The organism is Pseudomonas sp. KH_046_2 (genome assembly GCF_057838985.1).
This window is the reverse complement of sequence record NZ_CM174480.1, coordinates 2,690,774-2,709,299: the sequence shown is the minus strand read 5'-3', so window position 1 is coordinate 2,709,299 and position 18,526 is coordinate 2,690,774. Positions and strand designations below refer to the sequence as shown.

The 18,526-nt window shown below is 60.6% G+C and carries 17 protein-coding genes and 4 pseudogenes; 13 read left to right on the top strand and 8 right to left on the bottom strand.

The window, feature by feature from the left end; genetic code table 11:
• Window positions 1-93: 93 nt before the first annotated feature.
• The 4 genes and pseudogenes from AC3IX1_RS12325 to AC3IX1_RS12310 form a co-directional block, all read left to right on the top strand.
• A pseudogene (locus AC3IX1_RS12325) lies at window positions 94-180 on the top strand (copper resistance protein CopC); the annotation flags it as partial.
• 3 nt (window positions 181-183) lie between these two features.
• A pseudogene (locus AC3IX1_RS12320) lies at window positions 184-303 on the top strand (copper homeostasis membrane protein CopD); the annotation flags it as partial.
• Between the two features lie 8 nt (window positions 304-311).
• Entirely contained in the window at window positions 312-449 is a 138-nt protein-coding gene (locus AC3IX1_RS12315) for a hypothetical protein (RefSeq protein ID WP_489388806.1), read from the top strand.
• Window positions 450-580: 131 nt separating this feature from the next.
• Window positions 581-675: pseudogene (locus AC3IX1_RS12310) on the top strand (aldose 1-epimerase); the annotation flags it as partial.
• Between the two features lie 82 nt (window positions 676-757).
• Here the strand turns inward: AC3IX1_RS12310 and AC3IX1_RS12305 are convergent.
• Window positions 758-1,558: a sulfite exporter TauE/SafE family protein gene (locus tag AC3IX1_RS12305; RefSeq protein WP_489388386.1), complete on the bottom strand. Its 801-nt coding sequence runs from the start codon at window positions 1,556-1,558 to the stop codon at window positions 758-760.
• 161 nt (window positions 1,559-1,719) lie between these two features.
• Between AC3IX1_RS12305 and AC3IX1_RS12300 the strand changes: the two genes are divergently transcribed.
• Entirely contained in the window at window positions 1,720-2,583 is an 864-nt protein-coding gene (locus AC3IX1_RS12300; protein WP_489388385.1) for an MBL fold metallo-hydrolase, read from the top strand.
• Here AC3IX1_RS12300 and AC3IX1_RS12295 read toward each other — a convergent pair.
• On the bottom strand, window positions 2,574-4,274 hold the full coding sequence (locus AC3IX1_RS12295; protein WP_489388384.1) for a PI-PLC domain-containing protein: 1,701 nt from the start codon (window positions 4,272-4,274) through the stop codon (window positions 2,574-2,576). The genes AC3IX1_RS12300 and AC3IX1_RS12295 overlap by 10 nt on opposite strands.
• Window positions 4,275-4,413: 139 nt before the next feature.
• Entirely contained in the window at window positions 4,414-4,902 is a 489-nt protein-coding gene (gene bkdR, locus AC3IX1_RS12290; RefSeq protein WP_046037311.1) for a Bkd operon transcriptional regulator BkdR, read from the bottom strand.
• Window positions 4,903-5,087: 185 nt separating this feature from the next.
• Between bkdR and AC3IX1_RS12285 the strand changes: the two genes are divergently transcribed.
• From AC3IX1_RS12285 to AC3IX1_RS12265, 5 genes are all read left to right on the top strand, one after another.
• Entirely contained in the window at window positions 5,088-6,323 is a 1,236-nt protein-coding gene (locus AC3IX1_RS12285) for a 3-methyl-2-oxobutanoate dehydrogenase (2-methylpropanoyl-transferring) subunit alpha (protein ID WP_046037314.1), read from the top strand.
• Window position 6,324: 1 nt separating this feature from the next.
• Window positions 6,325-7,383, top strand: coding sequence for an alpha-ketoacid dehydrogenase subunit beta (locus AC3IX1_RS12280; protein ID WP_489388383.1), 1,059 nt, complete (start codon window positions 6,325-6,327; stop codon window positions 7,381-7,383).
• Window positions 7,384-8,658, top strand: a complete 1,275-nt coding sequence (locus AC3IX1_RS12275; protein WP_489388382.1) for a dihydrolipoamide acetyltransferase family protein — start codon at window positions 7,384-7,386, stop codon at window positions 8,656-8,658. It abuts the gene before it with no gap.
• A gap of 3 nt (window positions 8,659-8,661) precedes the next feature.
• Window positions 8,662-10,044, top strand: a complete 1,383-nt coding sequence (lpdA, locus tag AC3IX1_RS12270; protein ID WP_489388381.1) for a dihydrolipoyl dehydrogenase — start codon at window positions 8,662-8,664, stop codon at window positions 10,042-10,044.
• Window positions 10,045-10,264: 220 nt separating this feature from the next.
• Window positions 10,265-11,284, top strand: coding sequence for a branched-chain amino acid aminotransferase (locus AC3IX1_RS12265; protein WP_489388380.1), 1,020 nt, complete (start codon window positions 10,265-10,267; stop codon window positions 11,282-11,284).
• 159 nt (window positions 11,285-11,443) lie between these two features.
• Here the strand turns inward: AC3IX1_RS12265 and AC3IX1_RS12260 are convergent, their stop codons facing one another.
• On the bottom strand, window positions 11,444-12,208 hold the full coding sequence (locus tag AC3IX1_RS12260) for an ArsR/SmtB family transcription factor (RefSeq protein WP_489388379.1): 765 nt from the start codon (window positions 12,206-12,208) through the stop codon (window positions 11,444-11,446).
• Window positions 12,209-12,287: 79 nt separating this feature from the next.
• Between AC3IX1_RS12260 and AC3IX1_RS12255 the strand changes: the two genes are divergently transcribed.
• Window positions 12,288-13,397 carry a cytochrome P450 gene (locus AC3IX1_RS12255; RefSeq protein ID WP_489388378.1) on the top strand — a complete coding sequence of 370 codons (1,110 nt, stop codon included), beginning with the start codon at window positions 12,288-12,290 and terminating at the stop codon, window positions 13,395-13,397.
• Window positions 13,398-13,408: 11 nt separating this feature from the next.
• On the opposite strand, the gene dmeF is transcribed toward AC3IX1_RS12255, so the two are convergent.
• The 4 genes and pseudogenes from dmeF to AC3IX1_RS12235 all read right to left on the bottom strand — a co-directional run bounded on the left by dmeF (window position 13,409) and on the right by AC3IX1_RS12235 (window position 15,226).
• Complete coding sequence (gene dmeF / locus AC3IX1_RS12250) at window positions 13,409-14,341, bottom strand: CDF family Co(II)/Ni(II) efflux transporter DmeF (RefSeq protein WP_489388377.1); 933 nt, start codon at window positions 14,339-14,341, stop codon at window positions 13,409-13,411.
• Window positions 14,342-14,354: 13 nt separating this feature from the next.
• On the bottom strand, window positions 14,355-14,630 hold the full coding sequence (locus AC3IX1_RS12245; RefSeq protein ID WP_108215964.1) for a metal/formaldehyde-sensitive transcriptional repressor: 276 nt from the start codon (window positions 14,628-14,630) through the stop codon (window positions 14,355-14,357).
• 132 nt (window positions 14,631-14,762) lie between these two features.
• Window positions 14,763-14,867, bottom strand: a pseudogene (locus AC3IX1_RS12240) (MEKHLA domain-containing protein); the annotation flags it as partial.
• A gap of 20 nt (window positions 14,868-14,887) precedes the next feature.
• On the bottom strand, window positions 14,888-15,226 hold the full coding sequence (locus tag AC3IX1_RS12235; protein WP_489388376.1) for an FKBP-type peptidyl-prolyl cis-trans isomerase: 339 nt from the start codon (window positions 15,224-15,226) through the stop codon (window positions 14,888-14,890).
• A gap of 172 nt (window positions 15,227-15,398) precedes the next feature.
• Here AC3IX1_RS12235 and AC3IX1_RS12230 point away from each other — a divergent pair, with 172 nt between their 5' ends.
• Entirely contained in the window at window positions 15,399-16,472 is a 1,074-nt protein-coding gene (locus AC3IX1_RS12230; protein WP_489388375.1) for a diguanylate cyclase domain-containing protein, read from the top strand.
• A gap of 194 nt (window positions 16,473-16,666) precedes the next feature.
• Window positions 16,667-18,475, top strand: coding sequence for a monovalent cation:proton antiporter-2 (CPA2) family protein (locus tag AC3IX1_RS12225; protein ID WP_489388374.1), 1,809 nt, complete (start codon window positions 16,667-16,669; stop codon window positions 18,473-18,475).
• The last annotated feature ends 51 nt before the right edge of the window (window positions 18,476-18,526 follow it).

The window sequence follows — 18,526 nt, the reverse complement described above, 5'->3', positions numbered from 1 at the left end:
CGACAACAACGTTGAGCAAGACTAGCATCCGCTCTGGACCGCGGCGACAGGGGAAAACGAAACTTCGTACAGCCGCTGTCGTAACGCTAGACCGCCGGCGCCTACAAAGTCGAATGGCACGCCGTGTCGGTCGACACTCACAAAAGCGAAGGTGCCTACGCCTTCAAGGTTGGCCAGTAATTCATGGCGAGCGCGCTGGTGCTGTGCCGCTTCCTGCATTTCATCGTGGTGTTGATGCTGTTCGGGGGCTGGGTGTTCAGGCCCTTGCTTGCAAATGGCGAAACCGCAATGGATCAGCGGCTGGTTACGGGTTGGTCGCAGGGTTGCTGATCACCGGGCTGATCAATGTGCGATTGCGCGCCAGCGTGATGCTGGAGTGGATGCTGGGGCTTGGCGCAGTGGCGGCGGTCTCGCTGCCAGGCACCCTGCCCCCAATGATTTCCAACTGACAACCCAATCCCCTGTGGGAGCGGGCCTTTGTAGCGAGGGGGCTTGTCGGAACGCCACAGGGAACGGTGCAAGCCTCAAAAAATCACATGGCAGGTCAACATGTCGCTAACACTGATCGAACTCGAAGACGAACGTCACGCACCTGACTGAAAACGCTGCGTGGCATGGCTTGGGCTGCATCCGCACCTGCCGCGGACAGCGAACACCCGACTGCAGGCACCGGCCCGGTCGACCAGGGTTGCGCTTACTGGAACAGGGTCAATCCACCGAACTGGGTTTCAGCCTGCAATATCAAGCACTGTAAGGCTCAGGCACGCACCAGCATGTAAACGGCGATGACCAGACAGACACTGGCGAACCCCGCCTGCAACGCCCGCGCCGGTACCCGTGCGCACAGCTTGCGGCCAATGATCATGCCGACGATGCTGGCGCCAATAAAGGCCACGCCCTGGCCGTCGATACGCACCCCGGCATGGAACGCGCCGATCACGCCAATGGCCGATATCAGGCTGATCACCATCAGCGAGGTGGCGACGATCCCGCGCATTTGCACATCGGTCAGTTGCTTGAACGCCGGGACGATCAGAAAGCCGCCACCCACTCCCAGCAATCCCGACACCACCCCCGTCACCGCCCCGAGCGCGGCGAGGGTCGCGGTGCATTTGGCGGTCCAGGAAAAGCGCCCGGTCTGTTGATCGAGCATGCAGTTCTTCTGCCCCCAGTTGGCGTGGCCGTGGTCACTCGGGCCGTCATCCTTGCGTTCACGGCGCAACATCCGCCCGGCCACCACGACCATCAACAAGCTGAACAGGATCATCAGGATTCTTTCCGGTAACTGATGGGCGAAGTAGATACCCACCGGCGAAAACACCGCACCGAGCGCTGCGATCAACAACGCCGCGCGGTAACGCACCAGGCCATGACGCAAACCATCGATGGCGCCGACCGCTGCCGCACTGCCCACCGCAAACAACGCCACCGGGGCGGCCTGAGTCATGCTCCAGCCCAACCCCAACACCAGGGCCGGCACCGCGAGAATCCCGCCGCCCGCGCCGGTCAACCCCAACACCAACCCCATCACCACGCCAAACAGACTTGCCAGCAACATAAAACACTCGTGATCCGCGACAAAAACCGGGAACGCCCGGCATCGATGAATGACAGGATAGAGCCCGCGCAGGATTTTTCATTAACTGAATGCAGGTGAGACTGGTCAGCGCAGGGAAAATGAATCTACCCTCAACGCTTATCCCGAAAGAATTGGCCGCCATGCCTGCCCTGATTGAAGCTTTTTTTGACGACGCCTCGTCGACCTACAGTTATGTGATCTACGAAGACGACGGCGGACAATGCGCGATCGTCGACGCGGTACTTGATTACAACCCGGCCGCCGGCCGCACGGCAACGATTCAAGCCGACAAGATCATCGCTTTCGTGCGCGAACACCGCTTGCAGGTGCAGTGGCTGCTGGAAACCCATGCCCACGCCGATCACTTGTCCGCCGCGCCGTATCTGCGCCGGGAACTGGGTGGCCAGATCGCCATCGGCGAGTCGATCTGCAAGGTGCAGAACGTGTTCAAGGCCTTGTTCAACCTTGAGCCGGAGTTCTGCATCGACGGTTCACAGTTCGATCACCTGTTCGCCCCCGACGAGTCATTTCGCATCGGCAACCTCAATGCCACGGCCTTGCATGTGCCCGGCCATACCCCGGCGGACATGGCGTACCTGATCGACGGCGATGTGATTCTGGTCGGCGACACACTGTTCATGCCGGACGTTGGCACGGCGCGCTGCGACTTTCCTGGCGGCAATGCCAACCAGATGTTCGCCTCGATCCACAAACTGCTGGCCTTCCCCGCCAGCGTGCGTCTGTTCGTTTGCCACGACTACCCGCCCGAGGGCCGCGAACCTCGCTGCATGACCACCGTCGGTGAGCAGCGCAAAGGCAACATCCATGTACGAGACGACATCGACGAAAACACCTTCGTTGAGATGCGCACTAAACGCGATGCCGGGTTGGGCATGCCAACACTGCTGCTGCCGGCGATTCAGGTGAATGTGCGGGCGGGGAACCTACCGCCCGCGGAAGACAATGGTGTGATTTATTTGAAAGTTCCGATCAATCAGTTGTGACTGCCGGGTAGCACCTCCTGCTTGTGCCACTGCCGGGACGCTGTGCTGTAGGTAAACGCGAGAACCTGACCGGGAGAGATGACATGTTCAAGCTCATCCGTGCCCTGGGAGTGGCTGATTCGGGTGGTATAGAGTGCATCGCACACGATCAGCACCACACTGTTGGCGGGAGCTGCGACCGGCAAGTACACCAACGGCGCGTAATTGCCGACCGACAATGTATAGCGAACGAATTTCTCGCCGTCGCAGGGTGCCGCAATCACATGGCCGTGCTCATTCGGCGAGCAATCGCGCACCTGCAACGCCCATTGGCGCGAGCCATCAAGACATACCAGGGCAACCACCTCCCCCTTCGATAAACGGACGCCAGGCAGCGGAACATCACTGCCACGCAGATCCAGTTCACATTCGGCGTCCGCGTCCGAGCAAACCAGCAACCGGTGTGGCTCTTCATCAAGAATCGGCGGCAGCGCCACTGTTTCAGTCCAGTGCGCGTCATCGATCTGCAGGATCATATGCCGGGCGCTTGGCATGCCTTGGACGCCAATGCCCGTCGGGCTGGCCTGTACAACATCGGGAATGCCCAGCGCTCGGCTGCGGAACTGGTTGGAATAGATGATGTTGTCCACCAGGCGATGCCGTAACGACCAATCGCAATTGATGATGTAGTACTTCATGATCGGAGAACTGGCATTGCCTGTAGCAAACCATGACATCAATGAGCCCGAAATATCGCTGGGTATATAAATAACCGGTGCCATTCGATGGGCCTGAATCGCCCGCAATTCACCCCAGGGTTTGGTTTCATTGCCGACCCGGTCAATAAACGCTTTGAGCTCACGATCCGACGGTGTATTCGAACCTATCCAGCGTTGATTGACGCCGTGCCAAAAAAGCGCATCCCTGGGATCGGCGTTGTATGAAATGACGACATTTTTGTAGTTTGGCAACGCCCATATTTGCGACACCGTCAGATCTCGATACACAGGCGATATGATCGATTCGCCCAAAGAGGATTTTATTATTCCAGCTAGCTCACGGTGGGCATCGGCCGTAAAGTTCCTGAACTGATGGAAGTTCAGAATCACGATCTCGCGCTTGGTGTCCCAATCAGAGCTATTATGAAACATGCGCACAGCATTGATAATATCGCCCTGGACCGTTCGCCCGTTGCTTGTTGAATGAAAAATCGAATAACGCCGTGGATCACCAACCAAGAATCCCGAGTAATGTTGAACCCTGAGATCCAGTACTCGAATACCGGCATTCAATTGATGGAACGGCGCAACGTCCTGACATACCTCCATACTAGGGGTAGACGCTGCCTGTTTGTCGAAACCTGAATTGTGAGTGCCGGGCAGAATCGCCATATGAATCGGCAAGTTGCTGACAACACCGTACGCGCGCATCCAGTGGGTACGAATGTTATTGAAGGGTTTACATATCCCGCCACTCCAACTCCCTCCCGGGCACCAGCCGGCGGTAATTCCAATATCGCTCTCCAGGGCAGATGGACCCGGCCCACCGTCCAGAGCGGCCTGGATATCCATCAAATCAGCTCCACCCATGTCCTCGACAAACGGCTCAAAAACAGGAGGAACATATTCTTTTATATTTCCGTAATCATCCAGATCATCAGGATTGACGTCCAGCGAGTAGGCCAATGCAACTTTATCTAATACAGGCTTCATTATGTTTCACTCTAGTTAATCAATAGTGGAGAGCAAAACATAAAGAAAACTGCATCACACAAACATGAGTTCAAACTGTAGAGCGGCGCTGTACAGCTGTGACTTATTGCGTCAGTAAATGCAGTGACACCGCCAATCCTTATTTATCCAGCGTCAACCCATTGGCCGGCAATGGCAGCGCGGTCTTGTACCGCACCTGCTTGAGCGCAAAGCTCGAACGAATGTTCGCCACCCCCGGGACCTTGGTCAGAAAGTCCATCATGAAACGCTCCAGCGATTGAATGGTCGGCACCAGCACCCGGATCAGGTAGTCCGGGTCGCCCGCCATCAGGTAGCACTCCATCACTTCGGGGCGATCGGAAATCGCCTCTTCGAAATGCTGCAACGCTTCCTCCACCTGCTTCTCCAGGCTGACGTGAATGAACACGTTCACATGCAGCCCCAGCAGGTCGGCATCAAGCAGCGTCACTTGCTCGCGAATCACCCCCAGTTCTTCCATGGCCTTGACCCGGTTGAAACACGGGGTCGGCGACAGGTTCACCGAACGCGCGAGGTCGGCGTTGGTGATGCGCGCATTCTCCTGAAGGCTGTTGAGAATGCCGATATCGGTACGGTCCAGTTTACGCATGAGACAAAACCACCTGTTTTTTATGTTTATGCAGGTTTTTTATCTGCAAATGATCTTTTGCGCAACGAAACAGAGAGAAATATTCTTCTTGGCCGGGCCTATGATTGTTGTAGGACAAGATTTCTTCTACCGAACGAAATCTGTCAGCTCACTACAAGAAATTCACAAGATCGAGCGTAGAAGCCATGACCCAAGCGTATGAACCGCTGCGCCTGCACGTCCCCGAACCCTCGGGCCGTCCCGGCTGTAAAACCGACTTCTCCTACCTGCATCTGACCGATGCCGGCACGGTGCGCAAACCCCAAATCGACGTTGAACCGGCTGACACGGCTGACCTGGCCCGTGGCCTGATTCGCGTGCTCGACGACCAGGGCAATGCCCTCGGTCCCTGGGCCGAAGGCGTCTCTAGCGAGATCCTGCGCAAAGGCATGCGCGCCATGCTCAAGACCCGCATCTACGACAACCGCATGGTGGTCGCCCAGCGTCAAAAGAAAATGTCGTTCTACATGCAGAGCCTTGGCGAAGAAGCCATCGGCAGCGCCCAGGCCCTGGCCCTGAACATCGACGACATGTGCTTCCCGACCTACCGCCAGCAAAGCATCCTGATGGCCCGCGACGTGCCGTTGGTCGGCCTGATCTGCCAGCTGCTGTCCAACGAGCGCGATCCGCTCAAGGGACGTCAGTTGCCAATCATGTACTCGGTCAAGGAGTCCGGTTTCTTCACCATCTCCGGCAACCTCGCCACCCAGTTCGTGCAAGCCGTGGGCTGGGGTATGGCCTCGGCGATCAAGGGCGACACCAAAATCGCTTCGGCCTGGATCGGCGACGGCGCCACCGCCGAGTCGGACTTCCACACCGCCCTGACGTTCGCCCACGTGTACCGCGCGCCGGTGATCCTCAACGTGGTCAACAACCAGTGGGCGATCTCCACCTTCCAGGCGATTGCCGGTGGTGAAGCCACCACCTTCGCCGGGCGCGGCGTCGGTTGCGGCATTGCCTCCCTGCGGGTCGATGGCAACGATTTCTACGCGGTCTACGCTGCCTCTGCCTGGGCCGCCGAACGCGCCCGCCGCGGCCTCGGCCCGACCATGATCGAATGGGTCACCTATCGCGCCGGTCCGCACTCGACCTCCGATGATCCGTCGAAATACCGTCCCGCCGATGACTGGAGCCACTTCCCGCTGGGTGATCCGATTGCGCGCCTCAAGCAGCACCTGATCAAGACCGGTCACTGGTCCGAAGAGGAACACACCGCGGTCAGCGCCGAACTGGAAGCCGAAGTGATCGCCGCACAGAAAGAAGCCGAGCAATATGGCACCCTCGCCGGTGGCCAGATTCCGAGCGCCGCGACCATGTTCGAAGACGTCTACAAAGAGATGCCGGAGCACTTGAAGCGCCAGCGCCAAGAGTTGGGGATCTGACATGAACGATCACAACAACAAAATCGAGTTGGAAACCGCCATGACCACGACCACCATGACCATGATCCAGGCCCTGCGCTCGGCCATGGATGTGATGCTTGAGCGTGATGACAACGTCGTGGTCTTCGGCCAGGACGTCGGCTACTTCGGCGGCGTGTTCCGCTGCACCGAAGGCCTGCAGAACAAGTACGGCACCTCCCGGGTGTTCGACGCGCCGATCTCCGAAAGCGGTATCGTCGGTGTCGCCGTGGGCATGGGTGCCTACGGTCTGCGCCCGGTGGCCGAGATCCAGTTCGCCGACTACGTGTACCCGGCCTCCGACCAGATCATTTCCGAAGCCGCGCGACTGCGTTATCGCTCGGCCGGCGAGTTCACCGCACCGATGACCCTGCGCATGCCTTGCGGCGGCGGCATCTACGGCGGCCAGACCCACAGCCAGAGCATCGAGGCGATGTTCACCCAGGTCTGCGGCCTGCGTACTGTCATGCCGTCCAACCCGTATGACGCCAAAGGCCTGCTGATCGCCTCCATCGAAAACGATGACCCGGTGATCTTCCTCGAGCCGAAACGCCTGTACAACGGCCCGTTCGACGGCCACCACGACCGCCCGGTAACCCCGTGGTCGAAGCACCCCGCCGCACAGGTTCCGGACGGCTACTACACCGTACCGCTGGACGTTGCCGCGATCGCCCGTCCGGGCAAGGACGTCACCGTGCTGACCTACGGCACCACCGTCTACGTGTCGCAAGTCGCCGCTGAAGAAAGCGGCGTCGATGCCGAAGTCATCGACCTGCGCAGCCTGTGGCCGCTGGACCTGGAAACCATCGTCAAATCGGTGAAAAAAACCGGCCGCTGCGTGGTGGTGCACGAAGCCACACGCACCTGCGGTTTCGGTGCCGAACTGGTGTCGCTGGTGCAAGAGCATTGCTTCCACCACCTGGAAGCGCCGATCGAACGCGTCACCGGTTGGGACACCCCTTACCCGCACGCGCAAGAGTGGGCGTATTTCCCAGGCCCGTCCCGAGTGGGCGCGGCGTTGAAACGGGTCATGGAGGTCTGAATGGGCACGCACATCATTAAAATGCCGGACATTGGTGAAGGCATTGCAGAAGTTGAATTGTCGGTATGGCACGTCAAGGTCGGCGACATGGTCGTCGAAGATCAGGTGCTGGCCGATGTCATGACCGACAAGGCGATGGTCGATATCCCGTCGCCGGTGCATGGCAAGGTCATCGCCCTCGGCGGACAGCCGGGCGAAGTCATGGCGGTCGGCAGTGTGCTGATCAGCATTGAAGTCGAAGGCGCGGGCAACGTTAAGGAGTCGGCGCAACCGGCTCCCGTTAAAGAAGCCCCGGTGGCCGCACCTAAAGTTGAAGCCGTGGTTGAAAGCAAACCGGTCGCTGCCCCGGCGCCGAAAGCTGCCGTCTGCCAGGGCCCGATGGTTGCTCGCCAGGCCGATGAGCGTCCGTTGGCCTCTCCGGCCGTGCGCAAGCATGCGCTGGACCTCGGCATTCAATTGCGCCTGGTACGTGGCACCGGCCCGGCCGGCCGCGTACTGCATGAAGACCTGGACGCCTACCTGGCCCAGGGGCAGTCAAATGCTTCGGCACCGGTGGCGGCTGCTTACGCCCAACGTACCGATGAACAGCAGATCCCGGTGATCGGCATGCGCCGCAAGATCGCCCAGCGCATGCAGGACGCCACCCAGCGTGCAGCCCACTTCAGTTATGTCGAAGAAATCGACGTCACCGCCGTGGAAGAGCTGCGCGCGCACCTCAATGAAAAACACGGCGCGACCCGCGGCAAGCTGACTTTGCTGCCGTTCCTGGTCCGCGCCATGGTCGTTGCCCTGCGCGACTTCCCGCAGATGAACGCCCGCTACGACGACGAAGCCCAGGTCATCACCCGCCTCGGCGCGGTGCATGTGGGCGTCGCGACCCAGAGCGACGTTGGCCTGATGGTGCCGGTGGTGCGTCACGCCGAAGCCCGCAGCCTGTGGGACAGCGCAGCGGAAATCGCTCGCCTGGCCAGCGCCGCCCGCAACGGCAAGGCCAGCCGCGATGAATTGTCCGGCTCGACCATCACCCTGACCAGCCTTGGCGCCTTGGGCGGCATCGTCAGCACGCCGGTGCTGAACCTGCCGGAAGTGGCGATCGTCGGCGTGAACAAGATCGTCGAACGGCCAATGGTGATCAAAGGCCAGATTGTGATCCGCAAGATGATGAACCTCTCCAGCTCCTTCGATCACCGCGTGGTCGACGGCATGGACGCGGCGCTATTCATCCAGGCCATTCGTGGCTTGCTCGAACAACCCGCTACCCTGTTTGTGGAGTAAGTCATGCAGACCCTGAATACCACGCTGCTGATCATCGGCGGCGGCCCCGGCGGTTATGTGACGGCGATCCGTGCCGGCCAGCTGGGCATCCCGACCATCCTCGTGGAAGGCCAATCGTTGGGCGGCACCTGCCTGAACATTGGCTGCATTCCGTCCAAAGCACTGATTCACGTCGCCGAGCAGTTTCATCAGACGCAGCACCACCATCAGCTTTCGGCCCTGGGCATCAGCGTTTCGGCGCCAACCCTCGACATCACCAAGAGCGTCGAATGGAAAGACGGCATTGTCGATCGCCTGACCACCGGCGTTGCGGCGTTGCTGAAAAAGAACAAGGTCCAGGTCATCCAAGGCTGGGCCAACGTGGTTGACGGTAAAACCGTGGATGTCGGCGACACGCGCATCCAGTGCGAGCACCTGGTGCTGGCCACCGGTTCGAAAAGCGTGAACCTGCCGATGTTGCCGATTGGCGGGCCGATCATCTCGTCCACCGAAGCCTTGGCGCCGACATCCGTGCCCAAGCGCTTGATTGTGGTCGGCGGTGGTTACATCGGTCTGGAGTTGGGCATTGCCTATCGCAAGCTCGGCGCCGAGGTCAGCGTGGTAGAAGCGCAGGAGCGCATCCTGCCGGCCTACGACGCCGAACTGACCCAGCCTGTGCACGACGAACTGAGAAAACTCGGCGTGAAGCTTTACTTGAAACACAGCGTGCAAGGCTTTGATTCAAAAGAAAATACATTGCAGGTATTGGCCCCGAACGGTGCGACCCTGAACCTGGAAACCGATCAGGTGCTGGTGGCCGTCGGTCGCAAGCCGAACACCCAGGGCTGGAACCTCGAAGCGCTGAACCTGGACATGAACGGTTCGTCGATCAAGATCGACCACCGCTGCCAGACTAGCATGCGCAACGTGTATGCCATCGGTGACCTGAGCGGCGAACCGATGCTCGCGCACCGGGCCATGGCCCAGGGCGAGATGGTCGCCGAGCTGATCAGCGGTAAATCCCGCGAGTTCAACCCGACCGCCATCGCCGCCGTGTGCTTCACTGACCCGGAACTGGTGGTGGTCGGCAAGACCCCGGACGAAGCCAACGCCGCAGGTCTGGACTGCATCGTGTCGAGCTTCCCGTTCGCCGCCAATGGCCGGGCGATGACCCTGGAGTCGAAAAGCGGCTTCGTGCGGGTGGTCGCCCGTCGCGACAATCATGTGATTGTCGGCTGGCAGGCGGTGGGCGTAGGCGTGTCGGAGTTGTCCACTGCGTTTGCCCAGAGCCTGGAGATGGGCGCGCGGCTGGAAGACATCGGCGGCACCATCCATGCGCACCCGACGCTGGGTGAGGCGGTGCAGGAAGCGGCGTTGCGGGCTCTGGGGCATGCGTTGCACCTCTAGCCCGAACCTGTAGGAGCGAGCTCGCTCGCGAAAAACTCAGGACAACGCGGTCACTCAGACGAGGCGCGTTATCGTTGACGTCCATCGCGAGCAAGCTCGCTCCTACAAGGAATGCAATCCGGGCTGCGAAACCGGCCCGGAATGAAGTATTGTTGTCCCCATCCAAAAAACGTCAGAAGCCTTGAACCGTTTCGACGGTTGTTCAGTGATAGAGGGTGTCATGGGTAACGAAAGCATCAATTGGGACAAGCTGGGTTTTGACTACATCAAGACCGACAAGCGCTATCTGTCGTACTTTCGCAATGGCGAGTGGGACAAAGGCACCCTGACCGAAGACAATGTGCTGCACATCAGCGAAGGCTCCACTGCCCTTCACTATGGCCAGCAATGCTTCGAAGGCATGAAGGCCTATCGTTGCAAGGACGGCTCGATCAACCTGTTCCGCCCGGACCAGAACGCCCTGCGCATGCAGCGCAGCTGCGCCCGCCTGCTGATGCCGCAGGTGGAAACCGAGCAGTTCATCGAAGCCTGCAAGGCAGTGGTCCGCGCCAACGAGCGTTTCATTCCGCCGTACGGCACCGGCGGCGCGCTGTACCTGCGCCCGTTCGTGATCGGCGTGGGTGACAACATCGGCGTGCGTACCGCGCCCGAGTTCATCTTCTCGATCTTCTGCATCCCGGTTGGCGCCTACTTCAAGGGCGGCCTGACCCCGCACAACTTCCTGATCTCCAGCTACGACCGCGCTGCGCCACAAGGCACCGGTGCCGCCAAGGTCGGTGGCAACTACGCCGCCAGCCTGATGCCGGGCTCCCAGGCCAAGAAGGCGCATTTCGCCGACTGCATCTACCTGGATCCGCTGACCCATACCAAGATCGAGGAAGTCGGTTCGGCCAACTTCTTCGGGATCACCCACGACAACAAGTTCGTGACCCCGAACTCGCCATCGGTACTGCCGGGCATCACCCGTCTGTCGCTGATCGAACTGGCCAGGTCCCGCCTGGGTCTGGACGTGGTCGAAGGCGACGTGTTCATCGACAAGCTGGCAGACTTCAAGGAAGCCGGTGCTTGCGGTACCGCGGCGGTGATCACGCCGATTGGCGGCATCAACTACAACGACCACCTGCACGTGTTCCACAGCGAAACCGAAGTCGGCCCGATCACCCAGAAGCTCTACAAAGAGCTGACCGGCGTGCAAACCGGCGACATCGAAGCGCCAGCGGGCTGGATCGTCAAGGTTTGACCTGACGCCAGACGCACAAAAGCCCCCCATCGGGTAACCGATGGGGGGCTTTTTGTTTGCATTGTACTGACGAATCCACCGCCCCCTGTGGGAGCGAGCCTGCTCGCGATGACGGCATTGCATTCAACACAGTAACAACCGGAATGCCCGTATCGACAGTCAGCGAATGTTCACGAACTCCACCGAACCTGCCGAGATTTGCGAAGTTTTAAGATTACCCTCAACCGCCAACGGCAACTCAATCCCAAACCGCCCCGCCATATCCTTACGCCCCAACGCCGTCAGCGCCAACGCCCGACTGTCCAGATCCTGCGTCACCCACTTGCGCTTGAGCGCCGTTTGCAGCAACGCCGCCCCCAGCGACCCACCCAAATGTGGCCGGCGCATGCTCCAGTCCAGGCACGGGCAGGCAAAACGGCGACGCAAGGTACTCAAGTCCTGCACCTCGATCCCGAGCCCTTGAAACATTGCCGTACCACTGCCACTCAAGCGATAGGCCTGTTCGTCGGTTTCCTCCAGCCAGCCCGCTTCGAGCATCCGGTCATGCAACAACACCGCCAAGGTGCCCGCCATGTGGTCGTAGCACGTGCGAGCAAATTGCAGGCGATCCGGGGTCCGCGTCCGGAAACTCGGCGCGGTGTTCTGGCCGATCACCATCAGCGCCTCCAAGGCCTGGGCCACGCGTTTGTCCGCCAGGCTGTAATAGCGATGCCGTCCCTGTACGTGCAGGCGCACCAGCGCCAGTTCCTTGAGCTTGGCCAGGTGGGCACTGGCGGTCGACGCGCTGACTTCGGCCACCGCCGCCAGTTCGGTGCTGGTGCGGGCGTGGCCGTCCATCAGCGAACAGAGGATTTTCGTCCGCGCCGGCTCAGCGATGGCTGCCGCCACCTGCGAGACGCCGATGTCGTGTTGTTCTGCGCTCATATTTCGCTCCCGGACGAATCAATGCCCTTTCGGACTGGAGATAGTAGCAACACTTTCCAACAACAAAAGGCTGTGACCCATGGACCCGATCATCGCTGCGACCCATGCCGACCCCTATCCCTACTACGCACAACTGCGTGCCGAGGGTGGGCTGGCTTTTCATCCGGGGCTGAACCTGTGGGTGGCCAGCAGCGCCCGGGCGGTGGCCGCCGTGCTGGCGCATCCCGATTGCCACGTTCGCCCTGCGCAGGAGCCAGTCCCCAGGGCAATTGCCGATGGCATCGCCGGCCAGGTGTTCGGCCAATTGATGCGCATGAATGAAGGTGAACGCCAGCGTTGCCCACGGTCGGCGATTGCGCCAGGGCTGGAGTTGATCGATGAGCGGGAGGTCGAAGCCCTGGTCAGCGCTAGATTGATGACCGCTGATGCCGCTGGCCTGTACAACGCCATGTTTCGTGGACCGGTGTGCGTGGTGGCGGCGTTGTTGGGGTTCAACCCGGCTCAGGGCCGCGCCATCAGCGAGTTGACGGCGGATTTCGTCGCCTGCCTGTCGCCCTTGAGCGACGCGGCGCAATTGACCGCCGCCCACACTGCCGCCGAACAGTTGAGCGGCTATTTCATTGAATTGCTCGATGATGCGCACAACCACAGCCCTTTGCTGGCAGGCATCCGCCAGCGCTTCGCCTCCGGCGCGCCGCAAACCCTGATCGCCAACCTGATCGGCCTGCTCTCCCAGACTTTCGAAGCCACTGCCGGACTGATCGGCAACACCGTGCTGGCATTGATTCAACATCCGTTGCTGCGCAGCGAATCAACTCCTGTCGAAGACCTGCTGGCCGAAATACAGCGCTTCGACCCGCCGGTACAGAACACCCGCCGCTTCGTCGCCGCCCCCTGCGAGATTGAAGGTGTGAGGCTGAATGCCGCAGACGTGATCCTGGTGCTACTGGCCTCGGCCAATCGCGACCCGCAGCTCAACGACAACCCCGACACCTTCCTGCTCGACCGCCCGAACCGGCGCAGCTTCACCTTTGGTGCGGGGCGTCATCAATGTCCGGGGCAACGCCTGGCGTTGTGCATTGGTGGCGCTACGCTCAAGCAGTTTCTGGCAATGCGGCCGGCACTGGACCAACTGAAATGGCAATACCGCCCATCCACGAATGGACGGATTGCGCTATTCCTTGACTGACCGAAAGCCGCTCAAGCCGTGCGGTATTCGACGGTCAGGTGAGACAGTTCATGGACCGGCGCCAGGCGTTCGCGAATGGTGTCGGCACTGACATTGGCCGCGGCGACAACACTGACAATCGCAGCCCGTGCCTGGGGACCGACCTGCCAGACATGCAGATCGCTGATGCGCACATCGTCCGATGACTCCAGCAGTTCACGGATTTCATCGGCAACGTGCTCATCCGTGACATCGAGCAATACCGCAGCGCTGTCACGCATCAATCCAACGGCCCATTTCGCGATCACGATGGCGCCCACGATGCCCATCACCGGGTCCAGCCACACCCACCCCAGATAGCGCCCGGCCAGCAACGCGGCAATCGCCAGCACCGACGTCAAGGCGTCGGCCAACACATGGACATAGGCCGAGCGCAGGTTGTTGTCGTGATGGTGATGATGGCCGTGCTCATGGCTGTGTCCGTGATCGTGGCCATGATGACCGTGGTCGCCGGCCAGCAAAAAGGCGCTGGCGATGTTTACCGCGAGCCCCACCACCGCAATCACCGTTGCTTCGGTGAATGCCACCGTGGTCGGCTGAAACAGGCGAAAAACTGACTCACTGGCAATGCCGATCGCCACCAGCCCCAGCACCATGGCCGAGGCAAAACCGGCCAGATCCCCGACCTTGCCGGTGCCGAAGCTGTAACGCGCGTTGTTGGCATTGCGCCGCGCAAACCCATAGGCCGCCGCCGCGATGCCCAGGGCTCCGGCATGGGTGGCCATGTGAAAACCATCGGCCAGCAGCGCCATGGAACCGGTGATGTAACCGGCGGCAATTTCCCCAATCATCATCACAAACGTCAGCGCCACCACCCATAAGGTGCGTCGGGCGTTTTCATCATGGGATGCGCCGAGAAACACATGGTCGTGAGAAAAACGCGAAGCCTGGGGTGTCTGTGTCATGGGATTCAGGCCTCTATTTGGCATAACGACGGATGGCCAGCAGCAAGTCTTCCACGCCCTGGGCGCGCTCTTCATCGCTCAGGCCTGGATGGGCCACGTGCTCGCGGGCGTGGGCGTCGATGAACTGCTCCAGCAGACCATTGACCGCGCCACGGATGGCGGCGACCAGGTGCAGGGTCTTGGCGCAATCGGCGTCGGACTCAAGCGCTCGCTCTACCGCTTCCACCTGACCGGCAATCCGTCTGACCCGCTTGATCAAGTCATCCTTGTGTTCGTGAATGTGCGACATACCTATACCCCCTACCCCTATATGGCGCGTATGTTCGCCTATAGAGCGGAGCCTGGCAAGGCACAATCCGATGACAGGTCGGCCTGGCTGACATCGACTTTCGCCAGCCAGTTGGCCGCTAAACGTTTAGGTTTAACTCCCCAACTGCCCAACCCGTCCGGCATCCGGCCAGAACAACGCCGCTTGCCCCACGCACGCACCCTGCTGATCGATGAGCGTCCACACCTTGCCTTCATGGGCCTCCCGGGCAACCGCGGTCAATCATCCCGCGTCAGCACTTCCAGCAATTCAATTTCGAAGATCAGGTTCGAATTCGGCGTGATCTTGCCCATGGTGCGTTCGCCATAGGCCAGGTGCGCCGGCACCAGCAACTTGCGCTTGCCACCGACCTGCATGCCGATGAGGCCCTGGTCCCAGCCCTTGATGACCCGCCCGGTGCCGATCACGCACTGGAAGGGTTTGCCCCGGCTGTAGGAAGAGTCGAATTCGCTGCCGTCCTCCAGCCAGCCACGGTACTGGGTGGTGATCAGTGCGCCTTTTACGGCGGCTTTTCCGTCACCCGGCTGTAGATCGATTACCTGAAGCTCGTCATTCATTGATTTCACTCGTATGCTCTCTCGCCCTCAAGGGCCTGACGGGCGCCGTTTTCCCAGATTTGCCCTCGATTGGCAACCATTGCCACCACCCGCGTGACGTTTAAAGCTGTTTACTGAACTAAAATAATCAACAATTACCCGTACGGTTCACCGCCCTGATGGCCATCCCCGAATGATCATGCTCTGGACCAGCGTCATCCTTGGTTCAACGACGCTCAGCCTGATCGTCGCGCTGGCCTGGCGCGAACGCTCGCTGCAAAAGCGACTGGCGGAATATCGCGCGGTCATCAACAACCTGTCCGAAAGCCAGAACATCCACCTGGATGGCGATGCCGAGCGCTTCAAACGCAGCCAGTACTTTGCCCGCATCGGCACCTGGGACTGGGATGTCGACACCGACCGGTTGTACTGGTCAGATGCCATTTTCGGCATGTTCGGCTTCAAGATCGGCGAAGTGACGCCCTCTTACGCCCTGTTCTGCTCCTGCGTGCATCCGGATGATCGGCCCAGGGTTCGGGCCGGCGAACTGCGTTGCCTGGAAACCGGTGAAAACCATGACGAGGAATACCGCGTGGTCTGGCCCGACGGAACGATCCGCTGGCTGCGGGAAACCGGCAACGTGGTGAAGAACGACCACGACGAAACGATCAAGATGATGGGCGTGGTACGCGACATCACCGAAGAAAAGGCCTCGGCCAACTACCTCAAGCACCTGGCCCATTACGACCCGTTGACCGGCCTGCCCAATCGCCTGGTGCTCGAAGAGCGCCTGTCCGAAGCGCTGGAGCAGGCGCGCACCGGCGCCACGCGGGTGGCGCTGGTGTTTGTCGACCTCAATGGCTTCAAGGCCATCAACGACCGCTATGGTCATGCGGCCGGCGACCGTGTGCTGGTTACGACCGCTACCCGGCTCAAGCGTATTCTGCGTGGCACCGACACCGTCGCCCGGATCGGCGGCGACGAATTCGTGGTCATCCTCCAAGACCTGCCCCAAGGCAAAAGCCTGCAAGACGAAGCGCGCACGATCTGCCAGAAAATCTTCGTCGAACTCTCCCCGCCCGTCACCATCGGCAACGACCAGCGCCACATCGGCACCAGCCTCGGCGTCGCCGTGTTCCCCGATCATGCGCCGAGCATCGACCGCTTGCTGCACATTGCCGACCTGGCGATGTATGAGGCCAAGCGCAGCGGGAACAATCAGTATCGGCTGGGCACCGAGAGCGTGGTGCGGGCGCATAGCCAGTAGCACTTCGTCAGAGAGTGCCCACAGTGATTTGTTCCGTACACGGAGTTTGCGTACGACCGGAAACATTGTGGGAGCCTGCTCGCGAAGGCGGCGGCCCAACTGTAAAGATCCAACTGACAACCCACGGTAGATCTTCGGCGAGCCCAGCCTTTATCCTTGACGCCCCCGCCGCGCCAAGTTCTGGAGTTTCGCCCATGCCCCATGAAGGCAACCTGCTACAAGCCGCTGTCGTGTTTCTGATGGCGGCCGTGCTCATCGTTCCCTTGGCCAAGCGCCTGCATCTGGGGGCGGTTCTGGGCTATCTGTTTGCCGGGGTGATCATCGGCCCGTCGGTGCTGGGCCTGATCGACAATCCACAAAGCGTCGCGAACATTTCCGAACTCGGCGTGGTGTTGCTGCTGTTTATCATCGGCCTGGAGCTGTCGCCGCGACGCTTGTGGGTGATGCGCAAATCAGTGTTCGGCGTGGGCCTGGCGCAAGTGCTGCTCACTGGCACGGTGATTGGCGTGGTGGCGCTGTGGCTGTTTGGCCAGCCGTTGAACACCGCGATCGTCCTCGGCCTGGGCCTGGCGCTGTCGTCCACGGCATTCGGCCTGCAAAGCCTGGCTGAACGCAAGGAACTAACCAGCCCCCACGGGCGGCTGGCGTTCGCGATCCTGTTGTTTCAGGACATCGCCGCGATCCCCTTGATTGCCATGGTGCCGTTGCTTGCCGGTGGCGATCACAGCACCAGCGCCAGCGAAAACCTCAACCACGGCCTGCAAGTGCTGGCCAGCATCGCCGTGGTGGTGATCGGCGGGCGTTATCTGCTGCGACCGGTGTTTCGCGTGGTGACCAAAACCGCGTTGCCAGAGGTTTCCACCGCCACGGCGTTGCTGGTGGTGATCGGCACGGCATGGCTGATGGAGCTGGTCGGAATTTCCATGGCCCTGGGTGCTTTCCTCGCCGGCCTGCTGCTGGCGGACTCTGAGTATCGCCATGAACTGGAAGCCCAGATCGAACCGTTCAAGGGCCTGTTGCTCGGGCTGTTTTTCATCAGTGTCGGCATGGGCGCGAACCTGAGCCTGTTGCTGAGCATGCCAGCGGCGGTGCTGGGCCTGACCCTGCTGCTGATCGCGATCAAACTGCCGCTGCTGTTTCTGGTCGGTCGCCTGGCCGGGGGCTTGAAAAAGGTCAGTGCGATCCGCCTGGGAATCGTGTTGGCGGCCGGTGGTGAATTTGCCTTTGTGGTGTTCAAGATCGGGCGCGACCACGGGCTGTTCGCCACCGAACTGTATGACTTGCTGGTGCTGACCATCACCCTGTCCATGGCCGTGACGCCGCTGTTGCTGCTGATTTGCGCACGCTTGGTCAGCCCGAAGGTGCAACCGGTGGAAGTGCCGGAGAAGTTCCGCGAAATCGACGCCGACGCGCCACGGGTGGTGATCGCCGGCATGGGTCGCATGGGCCAGATCGTTGCGCGGATATTGCGTGCGCAGAACATCAAGTTCGTGGCCCTCGACACCTCGGTGGAAACCATCGAACTGTCCCGCAGCTTTGGTGGCGTGCCGGTGTTCTACGGTGACCCGATGCGCCCGGAAATCCTCAACGCGGCCAAGGTGGGGGAAGCCGAGTATTTCGTGATCGCCACCGACGACCCGGACACCAACATCAAGACCGCCGAACTGGTGCGCAAGCTCTATCCGCATATGAAGATCATCGCCCGTGCCCGTAACCGTCAGCATGTGCACCGACTGATGGACGTCGGCGCTCACGCCGTGCGCGAAACCTATTATTCGAGCCTGGAAATGAGCCGGCAAACCCTGATCGGCCTGGGATTGACCCAGGCCCAGGCCGATGCGCGGATCAAACGCTTCAAGCAGCACGACGAAGAGGTGCTTGAAGCCCAGCATGCGGTGTATGACGACGCCGTGAAGGTGATGCAGACGGCGCAGGAAGCGCGGGCGGAACTGGCCAGGTTGTTCGAGTCGGATCAACTGCAGGAGCAGGCGGGCACAAAATGAGGTGACTATTCGGGCCTCATCGCGAGCAGGCTCGCTCCCACAGTTGTTTCG

Bases quoted from the DNA above. Each gene is read 5' to 3' on its own strand.
- AC3IX1_RS12305 (WP_489388386.1), bottom strand. From the start codon at position 1,558: ATGTTGCTGGCAAGTCTGTTTGGCGTGGTGATGGGGTTGGTGTTGGGG.
- AC3IX1_RS12300 (WP_489388385.1), top strand. From the start codon at position 1,720: ATGCCTGCCCTGATTGAAGCTTTTTTTGACGACGCCTCGTCGACCTAC.
- AC3IX1_RS12295 (WP_489388384.1), bottom strand. From the start codon at position 4,274: ATGAAGCCTGTATTAGATAAAGTTGCATTGGCCTACTCGCTGGACGTC.
- bkdR (WP_046037311.1), bottom strand. From the start codon at position 4,902: ATGCGTAAACTGGACCGTACCGATATCGGCATTCTCAACAGCCTTCAG.
- AC3IX1_RS12285 (WP_046037314.1), top strand. From the start codon at position 5,088: ATGACCCAAGCGTATGAACCGCTGCGCCTGCACGTCCCCGAACCCTCG.
- AC3IX1_RS12280 (WP_489388383.1), top strand. From the start codon at position 6,325: ATGAACGATCACAACAACAAAATCGAGTTGGAAACCGCCATGACCACG.
- AC3IX1_RS12275 (WP_489388382.1), top strand. From the start codon at position 7,384: ATGGGCACGCACATCATTAAAATGCCGGACATTGGTGAAGGCATTGCA.
- lpdA (WP_489388381.1), top strand. From the start codon at position 8,662: ATGCAGACCCTGAATACCACGCTGCTGATCATCGGCGGCGGCCCCGGC.
- AC3IX1_RS12265 (WP_489388380.1), top strand. From the start codon at position 10,265: ATGGGTAACGAAAGCATCAATTGGGACAAGCTGGGTTTTGACTACATC.
- AC3IX1_RS12260 (WP_489388379.1), bottom strand. From the start codon at position 12,208: ATGAGCGCAGAACAACACGACATCGGCGTCTCGCAGGTGGCGGCAGCC.
- AC3IX1_RS12255 (WP_489388378.1), top strand. From the start codon at position 12,288: ATGGACCCGATCATCGCTGCGACCCATGCCGACCCCTATCCCTACTAC.
- dmeF (WP_489388377.1), bottom strand. From the start codon at position 14,341: ATGACACAGACACCCCAGGCTTCGCGTTTTTCTCACGACCATGTGTTT.
- AC3IX1_RS12245 (WP_108215964.1), bottom strand. From the start codon at position 14,630: ATGTCGCACATTCACGAACACAAGGATGACTTGATCAAGCGGGTCAGA.
- AC3IX1_RS12235 (WP_489388376.1), bottom strand. From the start codon at position 15,226: ATGAATGACGAGCTTCAGGTAATCGATCTACAGCCGGGTGACGGAAAA.
- AC3IX1_RS12230 (WP_489388375.1), top strand. From the start codon at position 15,399: ATGATCATGCTCTGGACCAGCGTCATCCTTGGTTCAACGACGCTCAGC.
- AC3IX1_RS12225 (WP_489388374.1), top strand. From the start codon at position 16,667: ATGCCCCATGAAGGCAACCTGCTACAAGCCGCTGTCGTGTTTCTGATG.